Genomic DNA, 18,580 nt, shown 5'->3' with positions numbered 1-18,580 from the left:
GGCTTTTCAGATAGTCATAAAGCAGCGGTCAAACTACTTTATAGGATGTTATGGGTATTTGTTTGATCTAACTACATTTCAAAAAGGAAAAATTAAGCCGCATTTTGTGAAAGCGGGGATGAGTATTTTGAAGCTTTAGTCAAGGAGTCAGAAAGTGCTTTGGGGGAAACAGGTTTGAGCAAGAAATCAACATAGTTCACATCTTTTGCTTGTTTAAGTACAGACTCAGAATTATCTCCAGACAAAAAGATCACCGGGATGTTCTTATGACATTTTTTAAGTTCTTCAGCGGTTTGAATACCATTTAAAGATCCGGCAAGCTGCATATCCAACAATAGAATTTCGGGGTTAAATTCCTTGATCATATCCAGGGTTTCTTCCCCGCTTTTTGCTTTCCCAACGACTTCATATCCCAACCTCTTAACCATCTTTTCTTCCACGATGGAGAGAAGCGGATCGTCTTCAACTATCATTACTTTTTTTAGAGTGTCCATAACACCGAGATGAATATTAAAATTTTCTAATATTAATATATTAGAATTTTTTAATGTTACCAAGAGAATTAAATTTTATTTGTTTTATAGCTGTCATTAATGTGTACGAAGTCACTAAAACTTTACCCTATGATTATCCTTCACAAAAAAGAATCGCATAAGCCGTCAAGCGAATTAGAACAAGCGCTGGATGAGTTGGTTATCGCTTATGAAAAAGAAATTCACCCTGAAAAAGATGATTCTGACCTGCCATATATAGAAGAAGATGTAGCCTTTTATAAGGAAACAGATGAGATTAAAGATTGGCTGCAAAAATTGAGAGGTGAGCTAAACTGGCAGCGCTCCCTGAGTGGCGATGGATGCTATATTGATCCAAAAGATGGAGAAATCTGCTAACAGTTTTTATTCCTGTATTTTTCTCCCTTTTGGCTTATAGGGAATATTTTCATCTAAAAACAACGCCTCATTGATTACTTCCCGTATTGCTCTTTCCGGGATTTCAGCTACACTTCCAAAATCTACACTAAGTACCTGTTTCCCGCCCTTACTCTCCAGAAGCCCTTGCTCATTAGAAAGTTCATATCCTCGAATAAAACACAACGATACTTTTCCGTTTTTTAAAGGATTCAAATAACAAACCCATGTTTTTTGATCGTAGAAAGGAATCCGGTATTTGATAGAGGATGTCACGGTAGGGAATGAGGTTAGCAAATTATGGAAATAGTACATCACCTCTCGCTGGTTGCCATTATGACTATCAATAAAGTCTAAAACTTTGGACATTTTTTGATGCTAAAGTAATTTTAAGTCCAAAATAATCTAAGGCAATATCAAAGTCAGCTTTTAGTCAAAGATTTTCTCCAACTGTTTAATGCAGTGAAAGCTTCAATCATACGAGATCCGTACCAACTGAACCATTCTCCATTTACAAGTTCAATCTTAGAGGCAGGACAAACTTCTCTTATTTCGGCTTCGTGTTTTTCTTTGAAGGGATAAGGTTCACTGCTTAATAGAATAACATCCGGATTAAGTGAGCTCAGTTCTTCTAATGTGGTTTTGGGATAACGGATTAGGTTTCGAAAAACATTTTTTAGATTATAGGCATCCAATACGTCGTGAATGTAGGTATCTTTGCCAATAGTCATCCAGGGATCTTTCCAGATAAAGTAAGATACAAATAATTCAGGCGCTTCCGGCTTTTTGGAAAGTAGATAGTCAATTTTCTCAACAAGATTTTGGGCTTTATGTTCAACTCCAAGTAATTGGCCTAAGTTGGCGATGGTAAGTAAGGCATCCTGAATAGTATCAATTTCAGTTACATGTACCTTTGAGTATTTGCGGAGAATTTCGATGTCCTCTTTCCGATTTTCTTCTTTATTGGCAATGATTATGTCCGGCTGCATTTCAATAATTTTCTCCAGCCGGGGATTTTTGGTCCCGCCCACAATTTCAACTTCTTTTACTTTATTTTCGGGGTGAATGCAGAAGCGGGTTCGACCTATAACCTGGCCTTCCAGCCCCAGGTCAAACAGTAATTCGGTGAGGCTTGGAACAAGACATACAATTTTTTGATAAGGTAAATCAGGCATATCTTTTTATGATATTTTCGGCTTGTCGGGAATAACTGCCACCAAATAAATTGGCATGAACCAATATGGGGTATAGGTTACAAATATTCACGCGTTCATTAAAGCCAGGTTCAAGAGGGAACTCAGCATTATAGCCTTCATAGAAGTTGGCTGAAAATCCCCCAAAAAGACGTGTCATTGCAAGCTCCATTTCACGGTGACCATAATAAACCGCCGGATCATAAATAGCGGCACCGCCTGTTTTAGTAAGCATATAATTACCGCTCCATAAATCACCATGAAGCAAAGCAGGTTTCTCAGTGGGAAAAATGGAGCCAACTTTACCGTACAATTTTTGAACATCTCGTAAAATGGAACTGGTGAGTTTGCCCGATTCAACGCCCATTTTAACTTGGGGCTCAATACGCTCTATTGTAAAGAAATCGGGCCAGTTGCTGTGCCGGTTATTACTCTGTGGAAGCCTGCCAATGAAATTATCATGATCCAAGCCAAAAGAGTCAGATGAATGTTGATGAAATTTGGCCAAATAAACCCCAAAATTATAGGCAGAATTGGGCTTGCCTCCTCCTTCCTGAATCCAGTCCAGGACTAAGAAACTCGATTTTTGCAGCTTTACATTTGGGATGACTAAGTCCGTGTTAGCATCACTTAACAAGGATAATCCTTTTGCTTCCACCTCAAACATGGAATCGGGAGCGTCAGTGTTCCATTTCACAAATAGCGTATCCCCGGATTCCAGCTTAATTTTAGCACCCTCATTAATATCTCCGCCATGCACACTATCTACTTGTGTGACGGTTTCTTTAAAAAAGTTTTGAATGGCCTCTTGAATAGATGCGGGTAACATTAGCTTTTGATATAGGGTTTAAGTTCCTCAAGTAAAGCTTCACTACTTCTTTCTAAAACTCGGAATACATTTTCAAATCCCTGCATTCCGCCGTAGTATGGATCGGGCACTTCACCATTTCCAGGTTCAGGATCAAAGTCTCTCATCATTTTGATTTTATTCTCGAACCGTGACTTACGATCAAGCGCATTAATATTGGAAAAATTTTCAGAATCCATCGCTAAAATAAGGTCAAATTCTTCCAAATCGGCATACTCAAATTTCCGGGCTTTTGAAGGAAGGTGAATGCCATGCTTATTCGCCGTAGCCTGACTTTTGCTATTTGCTGATTCTCCAACATGATAGGCCGCCGTGCCTGCGGAATCGATATAAAAGTAATTCTCCAATCCTTCCTCTTTAACTTTATGAAGGAAGATGCCTTCGGCTGTGGGGCTTCGGCAGATATTCCCTAAGCAGACAAAAACAAGTTTATAAGGGGTTTTAAGGTCAATGGGGCGTAAATATGGTTCAGACATAAATAATGTTTGAGATATTAATTTTTCTGAAAGTTAGGGCTTACTGATGTGCATTTCATACAATCCTCACAAACATATATGATATTGATAACACTCCATAAGCTTTTATGGGTAAGCAGTAAATTTTTTTGATGGAACTCAATACATGGTTTTCCATGAGAATTTGTATATTTGAGGCTTAAAATGATTCGCCGGAACTAAGTTTTTTATGGCAAAAAAATTCGAAGAAATAAAACAATTAAGCTTCCCGAAATCAGAAGTAGAAACTCTGAATTGGTGGAAGGAACACAAAATTTTCAAAAAAAGCCTCGAAACGCGAGAAGACGGGATTCCCTATACTTTTTATGAGGGTCCGCCCACCGCAAACGGGAAACCGGGTATCCACCACGTGATGGCCCGGACCGTGAAGGATATGTTCTGCCGCTACAAAACCCTGAAAGGATTCAGAGTTGAGCGAAAGGCCGGTTGGGATACGCACGGATTGCCCGTAGAAATTGAGGTTGAAAAAGCATTGGGACTCGAGGGGCGTGCCCAGGTAGAAGAATATGGCATTGAAAAATACAATGCGGAGTGCCGCCAAAGTGTACTTAAGTATAAAGACCTGTGGGATGAGCTGACCTCACGAATGGGCTACTGGGTAGATCAGGATGAGCCTTATATCACTTTTGAGAATAATTATATAGAATCAGTTTGGTGGGCTTTTAACAAGCTTTTCGAAAAAGGATTGGTTTACAAAGGGTATAAAATTCAGTGGTATTCACCGGGAAGTGGAACGGTACTTTCATCGCATGAAGTGAGTCTTGGTTATAAAGAAACGCAAGATCCTTCCATTTATGTGAAATTTAAGCTGGATGATGAAGATGTGTACTTCCTTGCCTGGACGACTACTCCGTGGACCATTGTTTCCAATATGGCGCTCGCGGTAAATCCAAATTTGAATTATGCCAAAGTTGAACACGAGGGCGAAAAGTACATACTTGCAAAAGACTGTATAGAGGATTCATTGGGTGAGGATTATACCATTCTTGACGAATTTAAGGGCTCAACATTATTGGGAAAAACCTATCAGCCGGTGTTTGAATTTGCCTTTGAAGAATATGACAAGGCCGAGGCATGGAGAGTGATTCCTGCCGATTATGTGACTACTGAAGACGGTACGGGTGTAGTTCACACCGCTCCTGCTTTTGGTGCTGATGATTATACTTCCTGCCAAAAAGCGGACATCCCAATGTTTAACCCCATAGATCGGGATGGAAAGTTTACAGATCAGGCTCCTGATTTTGAAGGGCAGTGGTTTAAAGAAGCTGACAAAGATATTTCGCGCGCCATCAAAGAGAAAAATTTGATGTACAAGCACGAAACCATGGAACACAACTACCCGTTTGACTGGCGCAAAGGAACGCCATTGATGTCGTACCCGGTAGAATCCTGGTTTATTGAGACGACCAAAGTGAAAAACCGGATGGTTGAGCTAAATAAGAAGATTAACTGGAAACCGGAAAGTACCGGAAGCGGTCGTTTCGGAACCTGGCTCGAAAACAATGTAGATTGGGCCGTTTCTCGTCAACGTTATTGGGGAACTCCTATTCCAATTTGGGTAAGCGATAAAGATCCTGAATATGTAGAATGTATCGGTAGCGTAGAAGAATTGCGGGAAAAGGCAGGTCTTGATGAAGATGAAGAGATTGATCTGCACCGTCCGGTAATTGATGAAATTACGTGGGAAGCACCTGACAGTGGAACCATGCGCCGTATTCCGGATCTGCTGGATGTTTGGTTTGATTCCGGCGCAATGCCTTTTGCACAATGGCATTATCCATTTGAGCACGATCATGATTTTGAAGTGAACTATCCCGCCGATTTTATTGCGGAAGGGGTCGATCAAACCCGTGGCTGGTTCTATACACTTCATGCATTAGGGACTATGCTTTTTGATGAAGAAGCTTATAAAAATGTAGTTTCAAACGGCCTGGTGCTCGATGAAAATGGCGAGAAAATGAGTAAATCAAAAGGAAATACCGTAGATCCTTTTGAAGTGATTCAGGAATTTGGGGCGGATATCGTGCGATGGTATATGATGAGTAACTCCTCCCCTTGGGAAAATCTCAAATTCAGTCACGACGGACTTAAAGAAGTTCAGCGCAAGTTTTTCAACACCATCGTAAATACCTATTCATTCTTTGCGATGTATGCCAATATCGATGAATTTACCTTTTCAGGAACGGCCATCCCAATCGCAGATCGACCCGAAATCGATAAGTGGGTGATTTCGAGATTGAATACTACCGTTAAACTGGTTGAAGAACATCTGGAAGATTATGAGCCTACCAAAGCTGCAAGACAGCTCGAAGAATTTGTGGAGGAATTAAGTAACTGGTATGTGCGCCGAAATCGACGACGTTTCTGGAAAGAAGGAAACACACTGGATAAAACGGCTGCCTATCAAACGTTGTACGAATGCCTGTTGAGTATTAGTAAATTGATAAGTCCTATTGCTCCGTTTGTGGGTGAATGGCTATATCAAAAACTGAATGATGTTACCGGACAAGATGAAGAATCCGTACATCTTTCCTTCTTCCCAACCGTTGAAGAAACGGCTATCAATAAGGCCCTTGAGCATAAAATGGAAATGGCTCGCCTTATTTCCTATATCGTGCTGCGGGTTCGTAACCAAATTGAGATGAATGTTCGTCAGCCATTGGCGCGTATCATACTCCCTATAAAAGATGAAAGTGAGCGACAGGCCATTGAGTCGGTTCGGGATATAATTTTAGAGGAAGTTAACGTTAAAGACATACAATTTGTGGATGATGATTCCGGTATTGTTCGCAAATCAGCGAAACCTAATTATCCCGTTTTAGGGAAACGATTGGGACCAAAAATGAAAGCTGTTGCAGCTAAAGTGGGTGAATTATCGACCGAAGAAATTACCCAATTTGAAAAAGAAGGGTATATTGATCTGGAAGTAGATGATGAAACCATACGCATTGATTCAGAAGGACTTGAAATAATCAGAACCGGACTGGAAGGCTGGACGGTAGAAACTGAAGGCGGCTTAAGTGTTGCTGTAGATACCGATTTAAGTGAAGCCTTAATTCAGGAAGGTATAGCCCGGGAATTTGTGAACCGGGTTCAAAATATGCGTAAAGAGGCAAATTTTGATGTAACCGACCGAATAGCAATTGGCTTTACAGGATCTGACAAGGTTAAAGAAGCCGTTGTTTCTATGAGTGAGTATATTAAGAAGGAAACATTGGCAGAAGAAATTCAAATATCGGAATTGGAAATCTCGGATTTTACTAAAACCTGGGAAATTGGTGAGGAAGAATGCACCATTTCAATCCGAAGAAATATTAATTCATAACTAAGCAGCTATGGCTAAAGAAGAATCAAAATCAGAAGAAAGAGTATCTCCATATAGTGATGAAGAGCTGGAATATTTCCGTGATATTATTATCAAAAAAATGGAAGATGCAGAAGAAGAAATGAACGCTCTGCAAAACACGCTGCGTGAAAGTATGGAAAATGCTTCGGACGAATCTGCCTATTCTTATCACATGGCTGATGCCGGAACAGATGCCCAAGAGCGTGAAAAAACATACATGCTCTTCAACAGAACAAAGAAATTCTTGAAGTACCTGGATGATGCTTTGCAACGCATCGATAATAAAACATACGGTGTATGTAAAGTAACCGGGAAAAAGATTTCCAAAGGACGTCTTGAAGCCGTGCCTCATACACAGCTTAGTATTGATGCAAAACTGAAACGCAGGTAAGAGCTGATTTGACTCCTAAAAAACTGAAGGCCATTTTTATTCCAGCCGTTGCCGTGCTGGTTTTAGACCAAATCACGAAGTGGATGGTCAGAACTACGCCCGAGCTTCAAAATAAAACGATTATTGAAGGGTGGCTGCAATTCTATTTTACCAAAAATCCCGGTATGGCATTGGGTATTGATATCCTTTCAACCCCCGTTGTTAGTGTGATTGCCATCCTGGCGGTAACAGGAATACTGGTGTACATTATTAAAAATGCCCAAGAGGCTTCTGTAGGATATCTAATCTGTATGGGCCTGATAGTGGGAGGGGCTTTAGGAAATATTTCGGATCGCCTTTTTATGGGATTGATCATGGATTATGGCGGAGTTTTAGAGGGGCATGTAGTTGACTTTATTTACTTTTCTCTTCAAATCAATGACTGGACTGTATTCCCCTATATCTTTAACGTAGCTGATATCGCAATCTCTGTATCCCTGATTATTCTAATCTTATTTAATAAACGTTTTTTCATCAACCCGGAAGAAGAAGTGGATGAGGCTGAAGCAGCGAGTATAGCAGACACCGATCAGAATTTAGGATCGGTAGAATCTCCGAAATAAAAAAATATTTAACTACTCTTTTTCTTGTCCCTCAAAGGGATAGCGCTGGGTTGAAAAGTCAAAGTTGTGTTCGATGGGCACCTGATCAACGATTTCCAGTCCAAAGCTTTTGATCCCAATTCTTTTGACGGGATTATTGGTCATCAGCTTTAATTTTCTGATACTCAGTGAGCGCAAGATCTGAGCTCCAACCCCATAATCACGAGTATCTCCGCGGGGACTGATATCTTCTTCACTGTCGTTGATTTTACCTTGTTGTAGAGCTTTTAATGTTTTTAGCTGATTGACTAAAACTGAGCCCCGCTGATTTCGGTTCATATATAAAACCACGCCCTTACCTTCGCGCTCTACCTGCAACATCGCTTGGTGAAGTTGCTCGCTCGTATCTTTATTGCGGGCACCAAAAATATCTCCAATTAAATCCGAGGAGTGAACCCGGGTTAGTACTGGTTCTTCTTTTGTCCAATTTCCTTTGGTCAGGGCCAGGTGGATATCGCCGGTTAGTTTCTCTTCAAAAGCACGAAGGCTGAAATCGCCATACATGGTGGGCATGTTCACGTCCATGACTTCACTCACCAAAGTCTCATTTTCATTTCGGTATGCAATGAGGTCTTTGATCGTGATAATCTTCATCTCAAATTCTTCAGACATTTGGATGAGTTCAGGAACACGAGCCATCTCGCCATCTTCCTTCATAATCTCGCATATGATTCCAACGGGTTTAAGTCCGGCAAGGCGTGCCAAATCAATAGCAGCTTCCGTATGACCGGCTCTTCTCAGCACCCCACCTTCTACAGCAAGAAGGGGAAAAACATGTCCGGGGCGACGAAAATCAACGGGTTTGGAATCATCACTGGCAAGTTCCCGAATAGTGTTGGCCCGATCCGCAGCAGAAATCCCAGTAGTTGTTAATCTTTTGTGGTCAATAGAAATGGTGAAGTTAGCTTCATCAGGATCTGCTCCCTCTTGAACCATGTGTTGAAGCTTTAATTTATCAGCTTTTTCTTTGGTGATGGGAGCACAAACAAGTCCGCGGCCATGCGTCACCATCAGATTGATGGCTTCGGTAGTAACCTTCTCTGCAGCCATCAGGAAATCGCCTTCGTTTTCGCGGTCTTCGTCATCTATGACAATGACCATTTTGCCATTTCTAATATCCTCAATGGCTTCCGGAATAGTGTTAAAAGTGAATTCCTGATTCATAAAAATATGTATAGTTTTAAGAAGACTCTGTAAGAAAGAACCTCAAATGTTGTCACCCTGAGCGGTATTTAATTTTGTGTGCTTCAGTTGTATTTCGCGAAGGGTTTCAAAGTTTATTTAAGAAGATATATCTGACTTTGAGATCTCGCCGATAGTCGGGTCCTTCGCGTCAGATATTTAATCCTCTATTTAAGCGCTCAGGATGACACCCTTAGTATCTAAAAGGCTTGTATTATTTATCCTGTTTATTAGGATTTACATCCGTAATTGCAGACTTCAACATGCGAATCTTGGTACCGCTGTCAACATCAACGAGCAGTTCATTTTCTTCGATTTTGTCTACAATACCAATGATTCCTGATGAAGTAACAATTTTGTCACCCTTTTTCATTTCAGAAACTTTCTGTTGAATTTCTTTCTGACGCTTGCTTTGCGGACGAATGATAAAAAGGTAAAAGACCAGGAAAATGGCTCCAAGAAACACCAGGTTGATAATACCGGCGCTTTCATCACCGGGAGCTCCCATAAAAAATAAAGGTAAAAATTGCATAGCTGTAATTTATAGTTCGATTGTATTTAAGCGGGCAAAAGATACAAATTCCTATACTGAAAGACGATTGTCTATTTATAGGTAGAAAAGCAGTTATGGTATTATTACCCAAAAGGGTCTTTCTGAGCATACTTCTGGTGTACCCTCAGCTTTAAAGATGTTAGATAATTCGAAGACAACTTTAGTATTTTTTCAAATAATACGGTAAAGTCCTCCCTTGAGGGAGGTGTCGGACTGAGCGGATACGAAGTCTGGCGGAGGGTGTAAGATTTTAATTCAAATAAATGAATCTTATCCAGTGTTAACAATCCATTTTCAACTAAACAACGACTTAAAAAACTTCTGATGTTTCTCTTTGTTCTTGAGGATTAAAAGCGGGATACCGAACGAGTAGTAAGTCATCTTATCTGTAAAATCATCCCTCAATATGCTGGTGATTTTCTTCGAAGATTTGGCTCCCACCATTATTAAATCGGCCTGATTTCGGACCGCTTCATCATACACCTCATCCCCCATGCGCCCTTCTTTGTGCAGGGTAAGTGTGAAGTTGACATCATCAGGAATACTATAATCAGAAATGAAGTCTTCCTTCTGCTCTTCGATATGTTCATTTATCTTCTTCTTTTCCTCGTCGGTGGGCATATATGGGAAAAAGTGTGTGGGATACTTAAAAATGTGTTGTGCCCGTACAGAGCCATTATTTGATTTCATCATTTTTGAAGCCACCTGAACCGCTTTGGCCGACTGCTCAGAGAAATCCACCGGGGTTAATATGGTATCAATAGAATAGCGGCTGTTTTCAGGAACAAACAAGATAGAGGCCGGAACATATTTTACGATACGGCGGGCAATCACGCCTTCTCCCACATATCCCGTTTTTTTACCCATTACCAGCAGATCCGGATCCATGGTATTCATCATTTCAATGATTTCATCTGTAGGACGCCCTTTTTTGATGATAATCCTTGTTTCCACATCGGAATCCTCAAATTCTGAATTGACCTTCTTGGTTAACTCTTTGCGTATGGCATCCTCGAAATCATCTTTGTTCTCAAGGTCAGGAAAAAGCTCTACCATTTCCTGGGCTACTGAGCCTGATTCCACCACATGCAGAAATGAAATGGTTTTGGGTTTTATTACGGAAGTTAAAAAGTGAGTATATCCAATAAGAATGTCATCCATTTTGGATAAATCTGTGCATACAAACCAGTGTTCGAAATTTTTCATAGTAAGACTCCTTATTCGTTCTCTTCTTCTTTTTGTTGATTTTTAATGGCGTCCTTGACGAGTGTTTTATATGAATCTCGTTCTTTGTCTTTGACCTTCTGCTGATTTTCTTTGTACTCGCGCTTTAATCCTCTGTGTAAACTGAAACACATGACCAGAAGTATTAATGCAAAGGGAAGCCCGGTACTTATGGAAGCTGTTTGCAATGCCCCCAATCCACCACCAACTAATAGTATAGCGGCGACTAATCCCTCTGTTTGCGCCCAGAAAATACGCTGACCAACCGGAGCATCCAGTTTACCGCCACTTGTAAGTCCGTCTATAACTAAAGAGCCGGAGTCAGAAGAGGTAACGAAAAAGCTGAGTATGAGCGCAATTGCAATTACGGATGTAACCATTCCCAAAGGAAACTGTTCAAGAAATACAAAAAGTGCAGTAGCCACATTTTCATTTACGGCAGAACTGATCGTATCCACGCCCGACATGGCCAGGTTGATAGCGGAGCCCCCAAAAGCAGACATCCAGAAAAAAGTAATAATACTTGGGACAATCAGTACCCCTAAGACAAACTCTTTAACCGACCGACCTTTAGAAATTCGGGCGATAAACATTCCCACATATGGAGACCATGAAATCCACCAGGCCCAGTAGAAAATAGTCCAGGAACCCTGCCAGTTAGTGCCGGCATAAGATTCTGTCCAGAAACTAAAGGTAGCGACAGAGCTAATATATCCCCCAAAGTTTTGTACGAAAGAATCAAATATAAAAATGGTGGGTCCTACTAGTACTACAAACAATAGAAATAAAGCTGCAATCCGGACATTTAATTCACTCAACACCCGAACCCCTTTGTCAATACCCAACACAACAGAGCCGGTAGCCACCATGGTTATGACTACAATAATACCGACTTGCATGTAGATATTATCGGGAAGCCCGAACACCTGATCTAATCCAGCACTGACTTGTAAAACACCAAGGCCCAGTGAGGTTGCCAGTCCAAAAAGGGTTGCTAAAACAGCCAGAACATCAATCACATCGCCCATCCAGCCTTTTATCCGGTCCCCTATAAGTGGGTAGAAAACTGATCGGAAGGAAAGCGGTAAATTCCGGTTGAAAGCAAAAAAACCTAAAGAAAGTCCTACAACAGCATAAATGGCCCAAGCATGAAATCCCCAGTGAAGATAGGTAAGATTCATTGCTTCCTGAGCCGCAGCTACAGATTCTGGGTCAGCCATAGGGGGCGATAAATAATGAAAAATGGGCTCGGCCACCGACCAAAACATAATCCCAATTCCCATTCCAGCACTGAATAACATGGCAAACCAAGCCAATGTACTGAAATCCGGTTCGGCATCTTGTCCTCCCAGCCTAATACTGCCAAACCTGCTAAAGGCAATAAAAAGTGAAAAAACGATAAATACATTAACTGCGATCACGAAGAACCAACCTCCGGTATCAGTAATGGAGGTTTGAACGGTATTGAAAAGTGATTCGGCCTGATCACCAAGAAGTAGTGTTCCAGCAATCATCGCTGTAATAAGTATCACCGAAGGCCAAAATACCGGTTTATGGATATCAAAGTATTTGTTTATACCCGTCTTTTTACCGGGTTTTTCTTCATCTCCACGAATTGCCATTTTGTAAAGTTTAAAAAGTTAGAATTAACCAAATTGAAACTTCAGCTTTGTACATGGATTGCATAAACAAAGGGATAGAACTGTCCCGAGAATAAACTATTTTTAAGCCCAATAACTGATTTGTACCAACCATAACATCGTGTCTACTCACCTTTTTCATTCATTTATACTACAATGTGGTTGCAAAACAAAAAATCAAAATCGATTATTTGTTGAAATAACTGTTAATATGAAAGATATACAGCGCTAAATAATTCCCTTAAGCCTACACAAAATGACGGTGAGTTTCAAATTTTGTCATGTTTAGATAAAAATGGGATAAGAAGGTGGCTCAATAGATGTTAATTCCTTTACTAACATAATCCTGCAAAATCCCGGCTGACTTAAATCGTGCCCCAAACTCATTTTCAAACTCCTTTAGCTTATCTATCACCTTATCCACTCCGGTTTGATCAATATAGCGGAAAGGGCCTCCAAGAAATGGAGGAAAACCTAAGCCTAAAATAGCTCCCAGATCACCATCAGTTGGGTTTTTGATAATGTCTTCCTGTAAGCACCACGCAGCTTCATTAATCATGGTCAAGGCCATACGAAGCTGTGCTGTTTCTTTATCGGGGTTTGTACGGTTTTGTCCGCCAAAGTGCTTGTAGATTTCCGTATTTACTTTCTTGTCGCTGTCATCAGAATAGACATACATACCCCTGCCGTTTTTGCGTCCCTTGTAGCCGGCATCCAGTAATTCCTGGGCGCGATTGGTGGTATCCACACCTCGCTCAGTAAACATGGGCGACATTGTTTCGGCTACATGTGCCCCCACATCAATTCCCACTTCATCAAACAGAGCCATTGGTCCGACAGGGAGGCCCCAGTCTTTCATGATCTTGTCGAGGAATTCGATGGAGGCTCCTTCTTCCAGCAGTTTTAAGGCTTCATTCATGTAAGGAGCCAAGATTCGGGTGGTATAAAAACCGGGACCATCTTTAACTACGATTACATTTTTACCCTGATTCACTCCTACCTGAATGGCTGTCTGGGTTACCCAGTCTGCAGTTTGTTCGGTGGTGATGATTTCCAACAACGGCATTTTTTGTACTGGGGAGAAGTAATGCATACCAATAATATTTTCGGGCCGACTTGCTCCTTTGGCAATTTCAGAAATCGGCAGGGAGGAAGTATTGGAGGCAAAAATGCATTGTTCGCCGGTAGCTGCTTCTACTTCTTCTACAATATTTCGTTTCAGATCCAGGTCTTCAAATACTGCTTCGATAACGAGGTCTACCGAGCCAAATCCATCGTAGGAATCAACGCCGGTTACTTTACTCATGGCTTTGTCTCGCTCAAAAGAAGAGATGATTTTTTTGCTGACTTTCTTATCGAGTTCTTTCCAGATTTCTTTTTCTCCTTTGGCAGCCTGATCAATGGTTTGATCTTTGAGAAGCACGCGGTAATCTCCTTTATTCATACTTACATCGGCAATACCTGAGCCCATTAATCCCGCACCGAGAACTCCTATTCTTTTGACGGACTTTGCAATATCAGGATTTGGTACTTTCTTGGAGGCGTTCATCCCAAAGAATAAATTCACTAAGTTTCGGGATTCCTGCGTTGCTCCTAATTCCCCGAATAACCGAGATTCATTTTCAAGTCCTTTTTGAATACCTTTTTTGAGACCGTATTCAACCGCATCAATGATTTGTGGTGGAGCCGGATAGTTTCCTTTTGTTTGACCGGCCGTCTTTTTGCGGGCTTGGGAGAAAATAACTTTACGTCCGATCGGATTTCCTTCCAACAATTTCTCAAAAAATGACCGTTTATCTTTGCGATCAAACTTTCCAGCTGCAATTTTATGTACGCCTTTGATGGCTGCCGTTTCGATTGCATCTTTATGTGTAACTTCATCTACCAGTCCCATTCTTTTTGCCTGACGGGTGTAGATATTTTTACCGGTAAGCATGTAGGTGAGTGCTTTTTGCAGGCTGATGGTTCTTGGGAGCCGTTGGGTACCTCCGGTTCCGGGCAGCAAGCCTAACTTCACTTCCGGCAAAGCAAAAACCGTATCTGAGCTATCTGAGCAAACTCGATAATGACAAGCCAATGAAAGCTCCAATCCCCCTCCCATACAGCTACCATGAATAGCTACTGCAATCGGCTTTGAAAAGTCTGCAATCCTGTTCAAAATTTTATGACCGTCTTTACTGAGCTGCTCAATTTCCTCTGCCGTATCTCGCTCCTGGAACATATCGATATCGGCCCCGGCAATAAAATTATCTTCCTTACCCGAAATCAGAACAGCTCCTATAAGATCATCACTGGACTCAAGTTCATCTAAAAAATCAGAAAATTCATCCATCAAAGATTCATTCAGTTTATTCACCTTTTCACCGGGTAGGTCGAGGGTGATAATGGCGACGTTCTCTTTTTGGGAGGTAATGAGGTAGCTCATGGTGTTATAGCTTGAAATGAATGTTGAGTTAGTTCAGTATTTCGAGGTCTATACTTCGACCTCACCTAAATCCTCTCCTTCAACAAGGAGAGGACTTATTCTAATCTTGTAATATTTCAGAGATTGAATCATATTAATTAACATTATCAACGCGTTTTTCTCCTTGGTGAAGGAGAAAACAAAAGAGTTCGGAAGTAAAAGCCCATAGTTTTTACTTTAGCCTCCATACCTCTCCAAAACTACCGCATGTCCCTGTCCGCCCGCTGCACAAGCAGAAACCAACGCAAATCTTCCACTTTCACGAATCAAACGGTTAGCAGCGGTGGTTACTAACCGAACACCGGTGGCTCCAAATGGATGCCCTAAAGAAAGGGAGCCACCGAGTGTGTTCAGCTTATCAATAGGAATATGCCCGACTTTTTTATCTCTTCCGAGAGATTTTTTGGCGAAGGAATCGGAGTCTAAAGCAGCTAAAACCGACAATACCTGACCTGCAAAAGCCTCGTGCAATTCAATAACATCCATATCACTTAATGAAAGCTCCATAGCATCTAAAACTTTTGGGATGGCATAAGCCGGACCGAGAAGAAGCTCCTCACCAGGATCTTGTGATACAAAGTTGTATTCCCGGATATAGGCTTTAGGCGTCAGCCCCAAATCAAGAGCTGTTTGTTCTTCCATAATAAAACTGGCTGATGCTCCATCCGTCAAAAAGGAAGAATTCCCTGCGGTGACGGTTCCATGTGGTTTAATAAAAGCCGGACGCAGTTTCGCTAATTTCTCCATAGAAGTATCTTCCCGAAACCCATTGTCATGCTCAACCACTTCAAATTTAGGAGGAATTTTAGCTGGAATAACTTCATCATCCAGTAATCCTTCCTTGGTTGCCTTGGCGGCCAGCTGGTGGGAACGAAGTGCATATTCATCCTGATCTTCCCGGCTCACCCCAAAACGGGCAGCCATACGGTCAGCACTTTCCCCCATCACTTCTCCGGTGGAGAACTCAGCAATGGCAGGCAGTTCGGGTAAAAAATCTTTGATTCCCAGTCCTTTAAAAAACTTCAGAAAATCGAGTGGAGACTTATACTTTCGGGCTTCAAGTACTTTTTGCCGGAATTTCTTTTTGAACCGTACCGGGATGTCGGACATGGTTTCGGTTCCCCCCGCCAAAATAATTTTAGCCTGTCCCGAGCGTATCAGGTCTACGCCGCTGGTGATGGCTTGATTAGAAGATATACACGCCATGGTAGTTGTGAAGGAAGGAACGGTGTCAGGAATTCCGGCTCCCAAAGCACTTTCGCGGGCGACGTTGCTGGTTTTGACCTCTTGTATAACCGTACCCATGATGACGCGATCAATATCGGCAGGATCAACAGGATTTCGGGCCAATAAACCCTCAATTGCCATGCGACCTAAATCATAAGCCATTAGATCATTATAGTTCGTTCCGGATCGTTGAAATGGAATTCGGCATCCATCTACAAGAACGGCTGCCTTAGAATTTTGTGAGCTTGATTTCATAAATATGGTCTTTAGTTATACCCGTAAGTTAACAGTGTTAACCAATAAATCAAGAAGGTTGATTATTTTTTTTTGTCGGAGTTATAAATGTTCTTATATTTGTCGCCCTTCGAACAAGTCGGGCGGTTAGCTCAGTTGGTTTAGAGCACCTCGTTTACACCGAGGGGGTCGGGGGTTCGAGTCCCTCACCGCCCACCACTACAAGCTTTTCGGTTTATTCCGAAGAGCTTTTTTTGTTTCAGCCTGCCAGAAAATAGTTTGAAATTTATTGAACTGATTCCATAAAATATCTTTCAGTTTGCGTAGTTTTATATACATGAAATTAGCCAAGTTATTTATCGTTTTGGTGATCTTTATTACCGGGTGCCGTGGAGAGGACGAGCTTTCTCAAAGAATCAATGCTGCAGAACAATTTGATTTAACGAAAGCTAATTCTGCTTACCTGACTGAGGATACAAACTATTCTGTTGGGTCAGGCGAAACCGTAAATAATATTGGTGATATAGCAGTTGATGAAGCCGGGAACTTGTATTTGGTGAATAACCATAAGAAGCGAATTGAAGTTTTTGGTCCTGGAGGCGAAAAAGTAACCAATATAGGCAAGCCGGGCAGTGACCCCGGAGATTTTCAAAAACCGGTGTATCTGCAAGTTGTTGGAAATCATTTATACGCATACGACAATAGCTTGAACAGGGGATATCAATATTCGTTATCTGCTTATGATTTGCGTAATACGACCTATTTTAGAAGCGTGGTCCAATCTATAGAGACAGATTCACTAAAAGACGCACAGCCATTTTCTATACGAATAATGGAGGATGAAAACTATCTGGCTGTATTTCAGAAAGTATATGCACCGGAAAACCGACAATTGTTTATGTATCGGGTGAATTTGGAGGGAGAATTCATATCAGATCAATTGCTTTCATTCAAAAACAGGAACTTATATGTGGATGAAACAAAAAATCCTCCCCTGATTATGATGTTACCCTATGAACCGGAAACGTTGTTTGCCACGGATTCGCAGAGTAATCTCTACTCTGCATTCAGCGAACAATTTCTGATTGAAATAAGAAATTCAAAGGGAGAGCATATGGAGGATAGGTATTATCCATTTGTGAAACAGAATTTAATCAGGAGTGATGCTATTGAGTTGTTCACAGACACCTTTCAACGCAGAGCAATAAGACGAGCGGACCTTCCGGAAAAATGGCCGGCTTTATCTAAGATCTTAATTGATGATGAAGACCGGCTTTGGGTGGCTACAATTGTAAATGATCTGAACACGTATCGCTGGTACGTCATGGAGCCTTCGGGGGAGCCGCTGGCAACCTTTGTGCTGCCACGGGATTTGGAAATAGAAGTGGTCAAAAATGGCTACGTTTATATTAAGCAGTATAATTCAAGAGCTTTTTTTGATCAGGTGAAGCGCTACACGTTTGATTTTTAGAATTTTACAAAGTAAGGCAGATCTCGATTTCTAAAGCTTCTTAAGGTTGCCCATTTTTTTATGTGGCAAAAATTTGTTCTTTATTGGCAAACGCTTTGAACTCGAGTGCATTTCCGCTTGGATCGAGAAAGAACATGGTCGCCTGTTCGCCGGGCTCACCTTCAAACCGAATGTAAGGCTCAATCACAAAATCGATACCTTCAGTTTCCAGTTTATCAGCCAGCTCTTTCCACTCGTCCATTTCTAAAATTACTCCAAAGTGACGGACCGGCACTCCTTTTCCATCAACGGTATTCATGGCAGATTCCTTGGCTTCTTTAGGACTCAAATGCGCCACAACCTGATGCCCCCACATGTTGAAATCAATCCAGGAATCAGAACTTCGGCCGGTTTCACACCCAAGTAAATCATGATAAAATTGATAGGCTTCGTCAAGATCTTTTACAGGAAAGGCAAGGTGAAATGGTTGAATGTCGCTCATGATAAAAAGGGTTTTTTGATTTGAAATTCAGAATGAAAATAAAGCAGTAAACAAACAGAAACCACTTCAACCCAAAAAATTATCAGTGGACAGTTATCAGTGATCAGTAAACAGTGAACAGTTTTGGTTTTTTAATTTGACTACTGAACTCAAATCGAGCAGCTTCTGCTAACTGCTAACTGCTAACTGCTAACTGCTAACTGCTAACTGCTAACTGCTAACTGCTAACTGCTAACTGCTAA

17 protein-coding genes and 1 tRNA gene are annotated in these 18,580 nt (G+C 41.3%); 6 read left to right on the top strand and 12 right to left on the bottom strand.

The annotated features are described in order from the left end of the window. Positions 1-92 precede the first annotated feature (92 nt). A complete protein-coding gene (locus tag RI561_RS05915; RefSeq protein ID WP_395079307.1) occupies positions 93-494 on the bottom strand; it encodes a response regulator in 402 nt (133 codons plus the stop codon). 129 nt (positions 495-623) lie between these two features. Here RI561_RS05915 and RI561_RS05910 point away from each other — a divergent pair, with 129 nt between their 5' ends. Then, complete coding sequence (locus RI561_RS05910; RefSeq protein WP_395079306.1) at positions 624-890, top strand: hypothetical protein; 267 nt, start codon at positions 624-626, stop codon at positions 888-890. A 6-nt stretch (positions 891-896) separates the two neighbouring features. Here RI561_RS05910 and RI561_RS05905 read toward each other — a convergent pair whose 3' ends face one another. Genes RI561_RS05905 through RI561_RS05890 form a run of 4 tightly spaced genes read right to left on the bottom strand, consistent with a single transcriptional unit; the run spans position 897 to position 3,445 of the window. After that, a complete protein-coding gene (locus tag RI561_RS05905) occupies positions 897-1,277 on the bottom strand; it encodes a DUF1801 domain-containing protein (protein ID WP_395079305.1) in 381 nt (126 codons plus the stop codon). 53 nt (positions 1,278-1,330) lie between these two features. Continuing rightward, positions 1,331-2,083: a helical backbone metal receptor gene (locus RI561_RS05900; RefSeq protein WP_395079304.1), complete on the bottom strand. Its 753-nt coding sequence runs from the start codon at positions 2,081-2,083 to the stop codon at positions 1,331-1,333. Beyond that, positions 2,076-2,930 carry a fructosamine kinase family protein gene (locus RI561_RS05895; RefSeq protein ID WP_395079303.1) on the bottom strand — a complete coding sequence of 285 codons (855 nt, stop codon included), beginning with the start codon at positions 2,928-2,930 and terminating at the stop codon, positions 2,076-2,078. Before RI561_RS05895 ends, RI561_RS05900 begins: the two co-directional genes overlap by 8 nt. After that, positions 2,930-3,445, bottom strand: a complete 516-nt coding sequence (locus tag RI561_RS05890) for a low molecular weight protein-tyrosine-phosphatase (protein ID WP_395079302.1) — start codon at positions 3,443-3,445, stop codon at positions 2,930-2,932. Before RI561_RS05890 ends, RI561_RS05895 begins: the two co-directional genes overlap by 1 nt. Positions 3,446-3,653: 208 nt before the next feature. On the opposite strand from RI561_RS05890, the gene ileS reads away from it, so the two are divergent. From ileS to RI561_RS05875, 3 genes are read left to right on the top strand one after another with little or no spacing between them, the layout of a single operon-like run. Beyond that, positions 3,654-6,809 carry an isoleucine--tRNA ligase gene (ileS, locus tag RI561_RS05885; protein WP_395079301.1) on the top strand — a complete coding sequence of 1,052 codons (3,156 nt, stop codon included), beginning with the start codon at positions 3,654-3,656 and terminating at the stop codon, positions 6,807-6,809. A 10-nt stretch (positions 6,810-6,819) separates the two neighbouring features. Continuing rightward, positions 6,820-7,221 (top strand): TraR/DksA family transcriptional regulator, encoded by a 402-nt coding sequence (locus RI561_RS05880; RefSeq protein WP_395079300.1) that lies wholly within the window; start codon positions 6,820-6,822, stop codon positions 7,219-7,221. A gap of 8 nt (positions 7,222-7,229) precedes the next feature. Beyond that, positions 7,230-7,823 (top strand): signal peptidase II, encoded by a 594-nt coding sequence (locus RI561_RS05875; protein WP_395079299.1) that lies wholly within the window; start codon positions 7,230-7,232, stop codon positions 7,821-7,823. Positions 7,824-7,835: 12 nt separating this feature from the next. On the opposite strand, the gene ribB is transcribed toward RI561_RS05875, so the two are convergent. The 6 genes from ribB to RI561_RS05845 all read right to left on the bottom strand — a co-directional run bounded on the left by ribB (position 7,836) and on the right by RI561_RS05845 (position 16,407). Further along, on the bottom strand, positions 7,836-9,026 hold the full coding sequence (gene ribB / locus RI561_RS05870) for a 3,4-dihydroxy-2-butanone-4-phosphate synthase (protein WP_395079298.1): 1,191 nt from the start codon (positions 9,024-9,026) through the stop codon (positions 7,836-7,838). 232 nt (positions 9,027-9,258) lie between these two features. Then, positions 9,259-9,576, bottom strand: coding sequence for a preprotein translocase subunit YajC (yajC, locus tag RI561_RS05865; RefSeq protein WP_395079297.1), 318 nt, complete (start codon positions 9,574-9,576; stop codon positions 9,259-9,261). 315 nt (positions 9,577-9,891) lie between these two features. Then, positions 9,892-10,803: a universal stress protein gene (locus tag RI561_RS05860; protein WP_395079296.1), complete on the bottom strand. Its 912-nt coding sequence runs from the start codon at positions 10,801-10,803 to the stop codon at positions 9,892-9,894. Positions 10,804-10,814: 11 nt separating this feature from the next. Next, positions 10,815-12,443, bottom strand: a complete 1,629-nt coding sequence (locus RI561_RS05855) for a BCCT family transporter (RefSeq protein ID WP_395079295.1) — start codon at positions 12,441-12,443, stop codon at positions 10,815-10,817. 331 nt (positions 12,444-12,774) lie between these two features. Then, a complete protein-coding gene (locus RI561_RS05850; protein WP_395079294.1) occupies positions 12,775-14,886 on the bottom strand; it encodes a 3-hydroxyacyl-CoA dehydrogenase NAD-binding domain-containing protein in 2,112 nt (703 codons plus the stop codon). Positions 14,887-15,102: 216 nt separating this feature from the next. Continuing rightward, positions 15,103-16,407, bottom strand: coding sequence for an acetyl-CoA C-acyltransferase (locus RI561_RS05845; protein WP_395079293.1), 1,305 nt, complete (start codon positions 16,405-16,407; stop codon positions 15,103-15,105). A 120-nt stretch (positions 16,408-16,527) separates the two neighbouring features. Here RI561_RS05845 and RI561_RS05840 point away from each other — a divergent pair. Both RI561_RS05840 and RI561_RS05835 read left to right on the top strand, forming a co-directional pair. Continuing rightward, positions 16,528-16,605 (top strand) — tRNA-Val (locus RI561_RS05840). A gap of 118 nt (positions 16,606-16,723) precedes the next feature. Next, on the top strand, positions 16,724-17,857 hold the full coding sequence (locus RI561_RS05835) for a hypothetical protein (RefSeq protein ID WP_395079292.1): 1,134 nt from the start codon (positions 16,724-16,726) through the stop codon (positions 17,855-17,857). A gap of 58 nt (positions 17,858-17,915) precedes the next feature. Here RI561_RS05835 and RI561_RS05830 read toward each other — a convergent pair whose 3' ends face one another. Next, positions 17,916-18,338, bottom strand: a complete 423-nt coding sequence (locus RI561_RS05830) for a VOC family protein (protein WP_395079291.1) — start codon at positions 18,336-18,338, stop codon at positions 17,916-17,918. Positions 18,339-18,580 lie beyond the last annotated feature (242 nt).

Source organism: Gracilimonas sp. (assembly GCF_031581265.1).
In the GTDB taxonomy this organism is placed as follows: Bacteria; Bacteroidota; Rhodothermia; order Balneolales; family Balneolaceae; genus Gracilimonas.
The sequence above is the reverse complement of the archived record's forward strand: the minus strand, read 5'-3'. Positions and strand labels throughout refer to the sequence as shown.

What these genes read in the sequence shown, in the direction of transcription:
- ileS (WP_395079301.1), top strand. Translation starts at nt 3,654, where the DNA reads ATGGCAAAAAAATTCGAAGAAATAAAACAATTAAGCTTCCCGAAATCA.
- RI561_RS05880 (WP_395079300.1), top strand. Translation starts at nt 6,820, where the DNA reads ATGGCTAAAGAAGAATCAAAATCAGAAGAAAGAGTATCTCCATATAGT.
- RI561_RS05910 (WP_395079306.1), top strand. Translation starts at nt 624, where the DNA reads ATGATTATCCTTCACAAAAAAGAATCGCATAAGCCGTCAAGCGAATTA.
- RI561_RS05905 (WP_395079305.1), bottom strand. Translation starts at nt 1,277, where the DNA reads ATGTCCAAAGTTTTAGACTTTATTGATAGTCATAATGGCAACCAGCGA.
- yajC (WP_395079297.1), bottom strand. Translation starts at nt 9,576, where the DNA reads ATGCAATTTTTACCTTTATTTTTTATGGGAGCTCCCGGTGATGAAAGC.
- RI561_RS05860 (WP_395079296.1), bottom strand. Translation starts at nt 10,803, where the DNA reads ATGAAAAATTTCGAACACTGGTTTGTATGCACAGATTTATCCAAAATG.
- RI561_RS05900 (WP_395079304.1), bottom strand. Translation starts at nt 2,083, where the DNA reads ATGCCTGATTTACCTTATCAAAAAATTGTATGTCTTGTTCCAAGCCTC.
- ribB (WP_395079298.1), bottom strand. Translation starts at nt 9,026, where the DNA reads ATGAATCAGGAATTCACTTTTAACACTATTCCGGAAGCCATTGAGGAT.
- RI561_RS05850 (WP_395079294.1), bottom strand. Translation starts at nt 14,886, where the DNA reads ATGAGCTACCTCATTACCTCCCAAAAAGAGAACGTCGCCATTATCACC.
- RI561_RS05915 (WP_395079307.1), bottom strand. Translation starts at nt 494, where the DNA reads ATGGACACTCTAAAAAAAGTAATGATAGTTGAAGACGATCCGCTTCTC.
- RI561_RS05890 (WP_395079302.1), bottom strand. Translation starts at nt 3,445, where the DNA reads ATGTCTGAACCATATTTACGCCCCATTGACCTTAAAACCCCTTATAAA.
- RI561_RS05845 (WP_395079293.1), bottom strand. Translation starts at nt 16,407, where the DNA reads ATGAAATCAAGCTCACAAAATTCTAAGGCAGCCGTTCTTGTAGATGGA.
- RI561_RS05895 (WP_395079303.1), bottom strand. Translation starts at nt 2,930, where the DNA reads ATGTTACCCGCATCTATTCAAGAGGCCATTCAAAACTTTTTTAAAGAA.
- RI561_RS05835 (WP_395079292.1), top strand. Translation starts at nt 16,724, where the DNA reads ATGAAATTAGCCAAGTTATTTATCGTTTTGGTGATCTTTATTACCGGG.
- RI561_RS05855 (WP_395079295.1), bottom strand. Translation starts at nt 12,443, where the DNA reads ATGGCAATTCGTGGAGATGAAGAAAAACCCGGTAAAAAGACGGGTATA.
- RI561_RS05830 (WP_395079291.1), bottom strand. Translation starts at nt 18,338, where the DNA reads ATGAGCGACATTCAACCATTTCACCTTGCCTTTCCTGTAAAAGATCTT.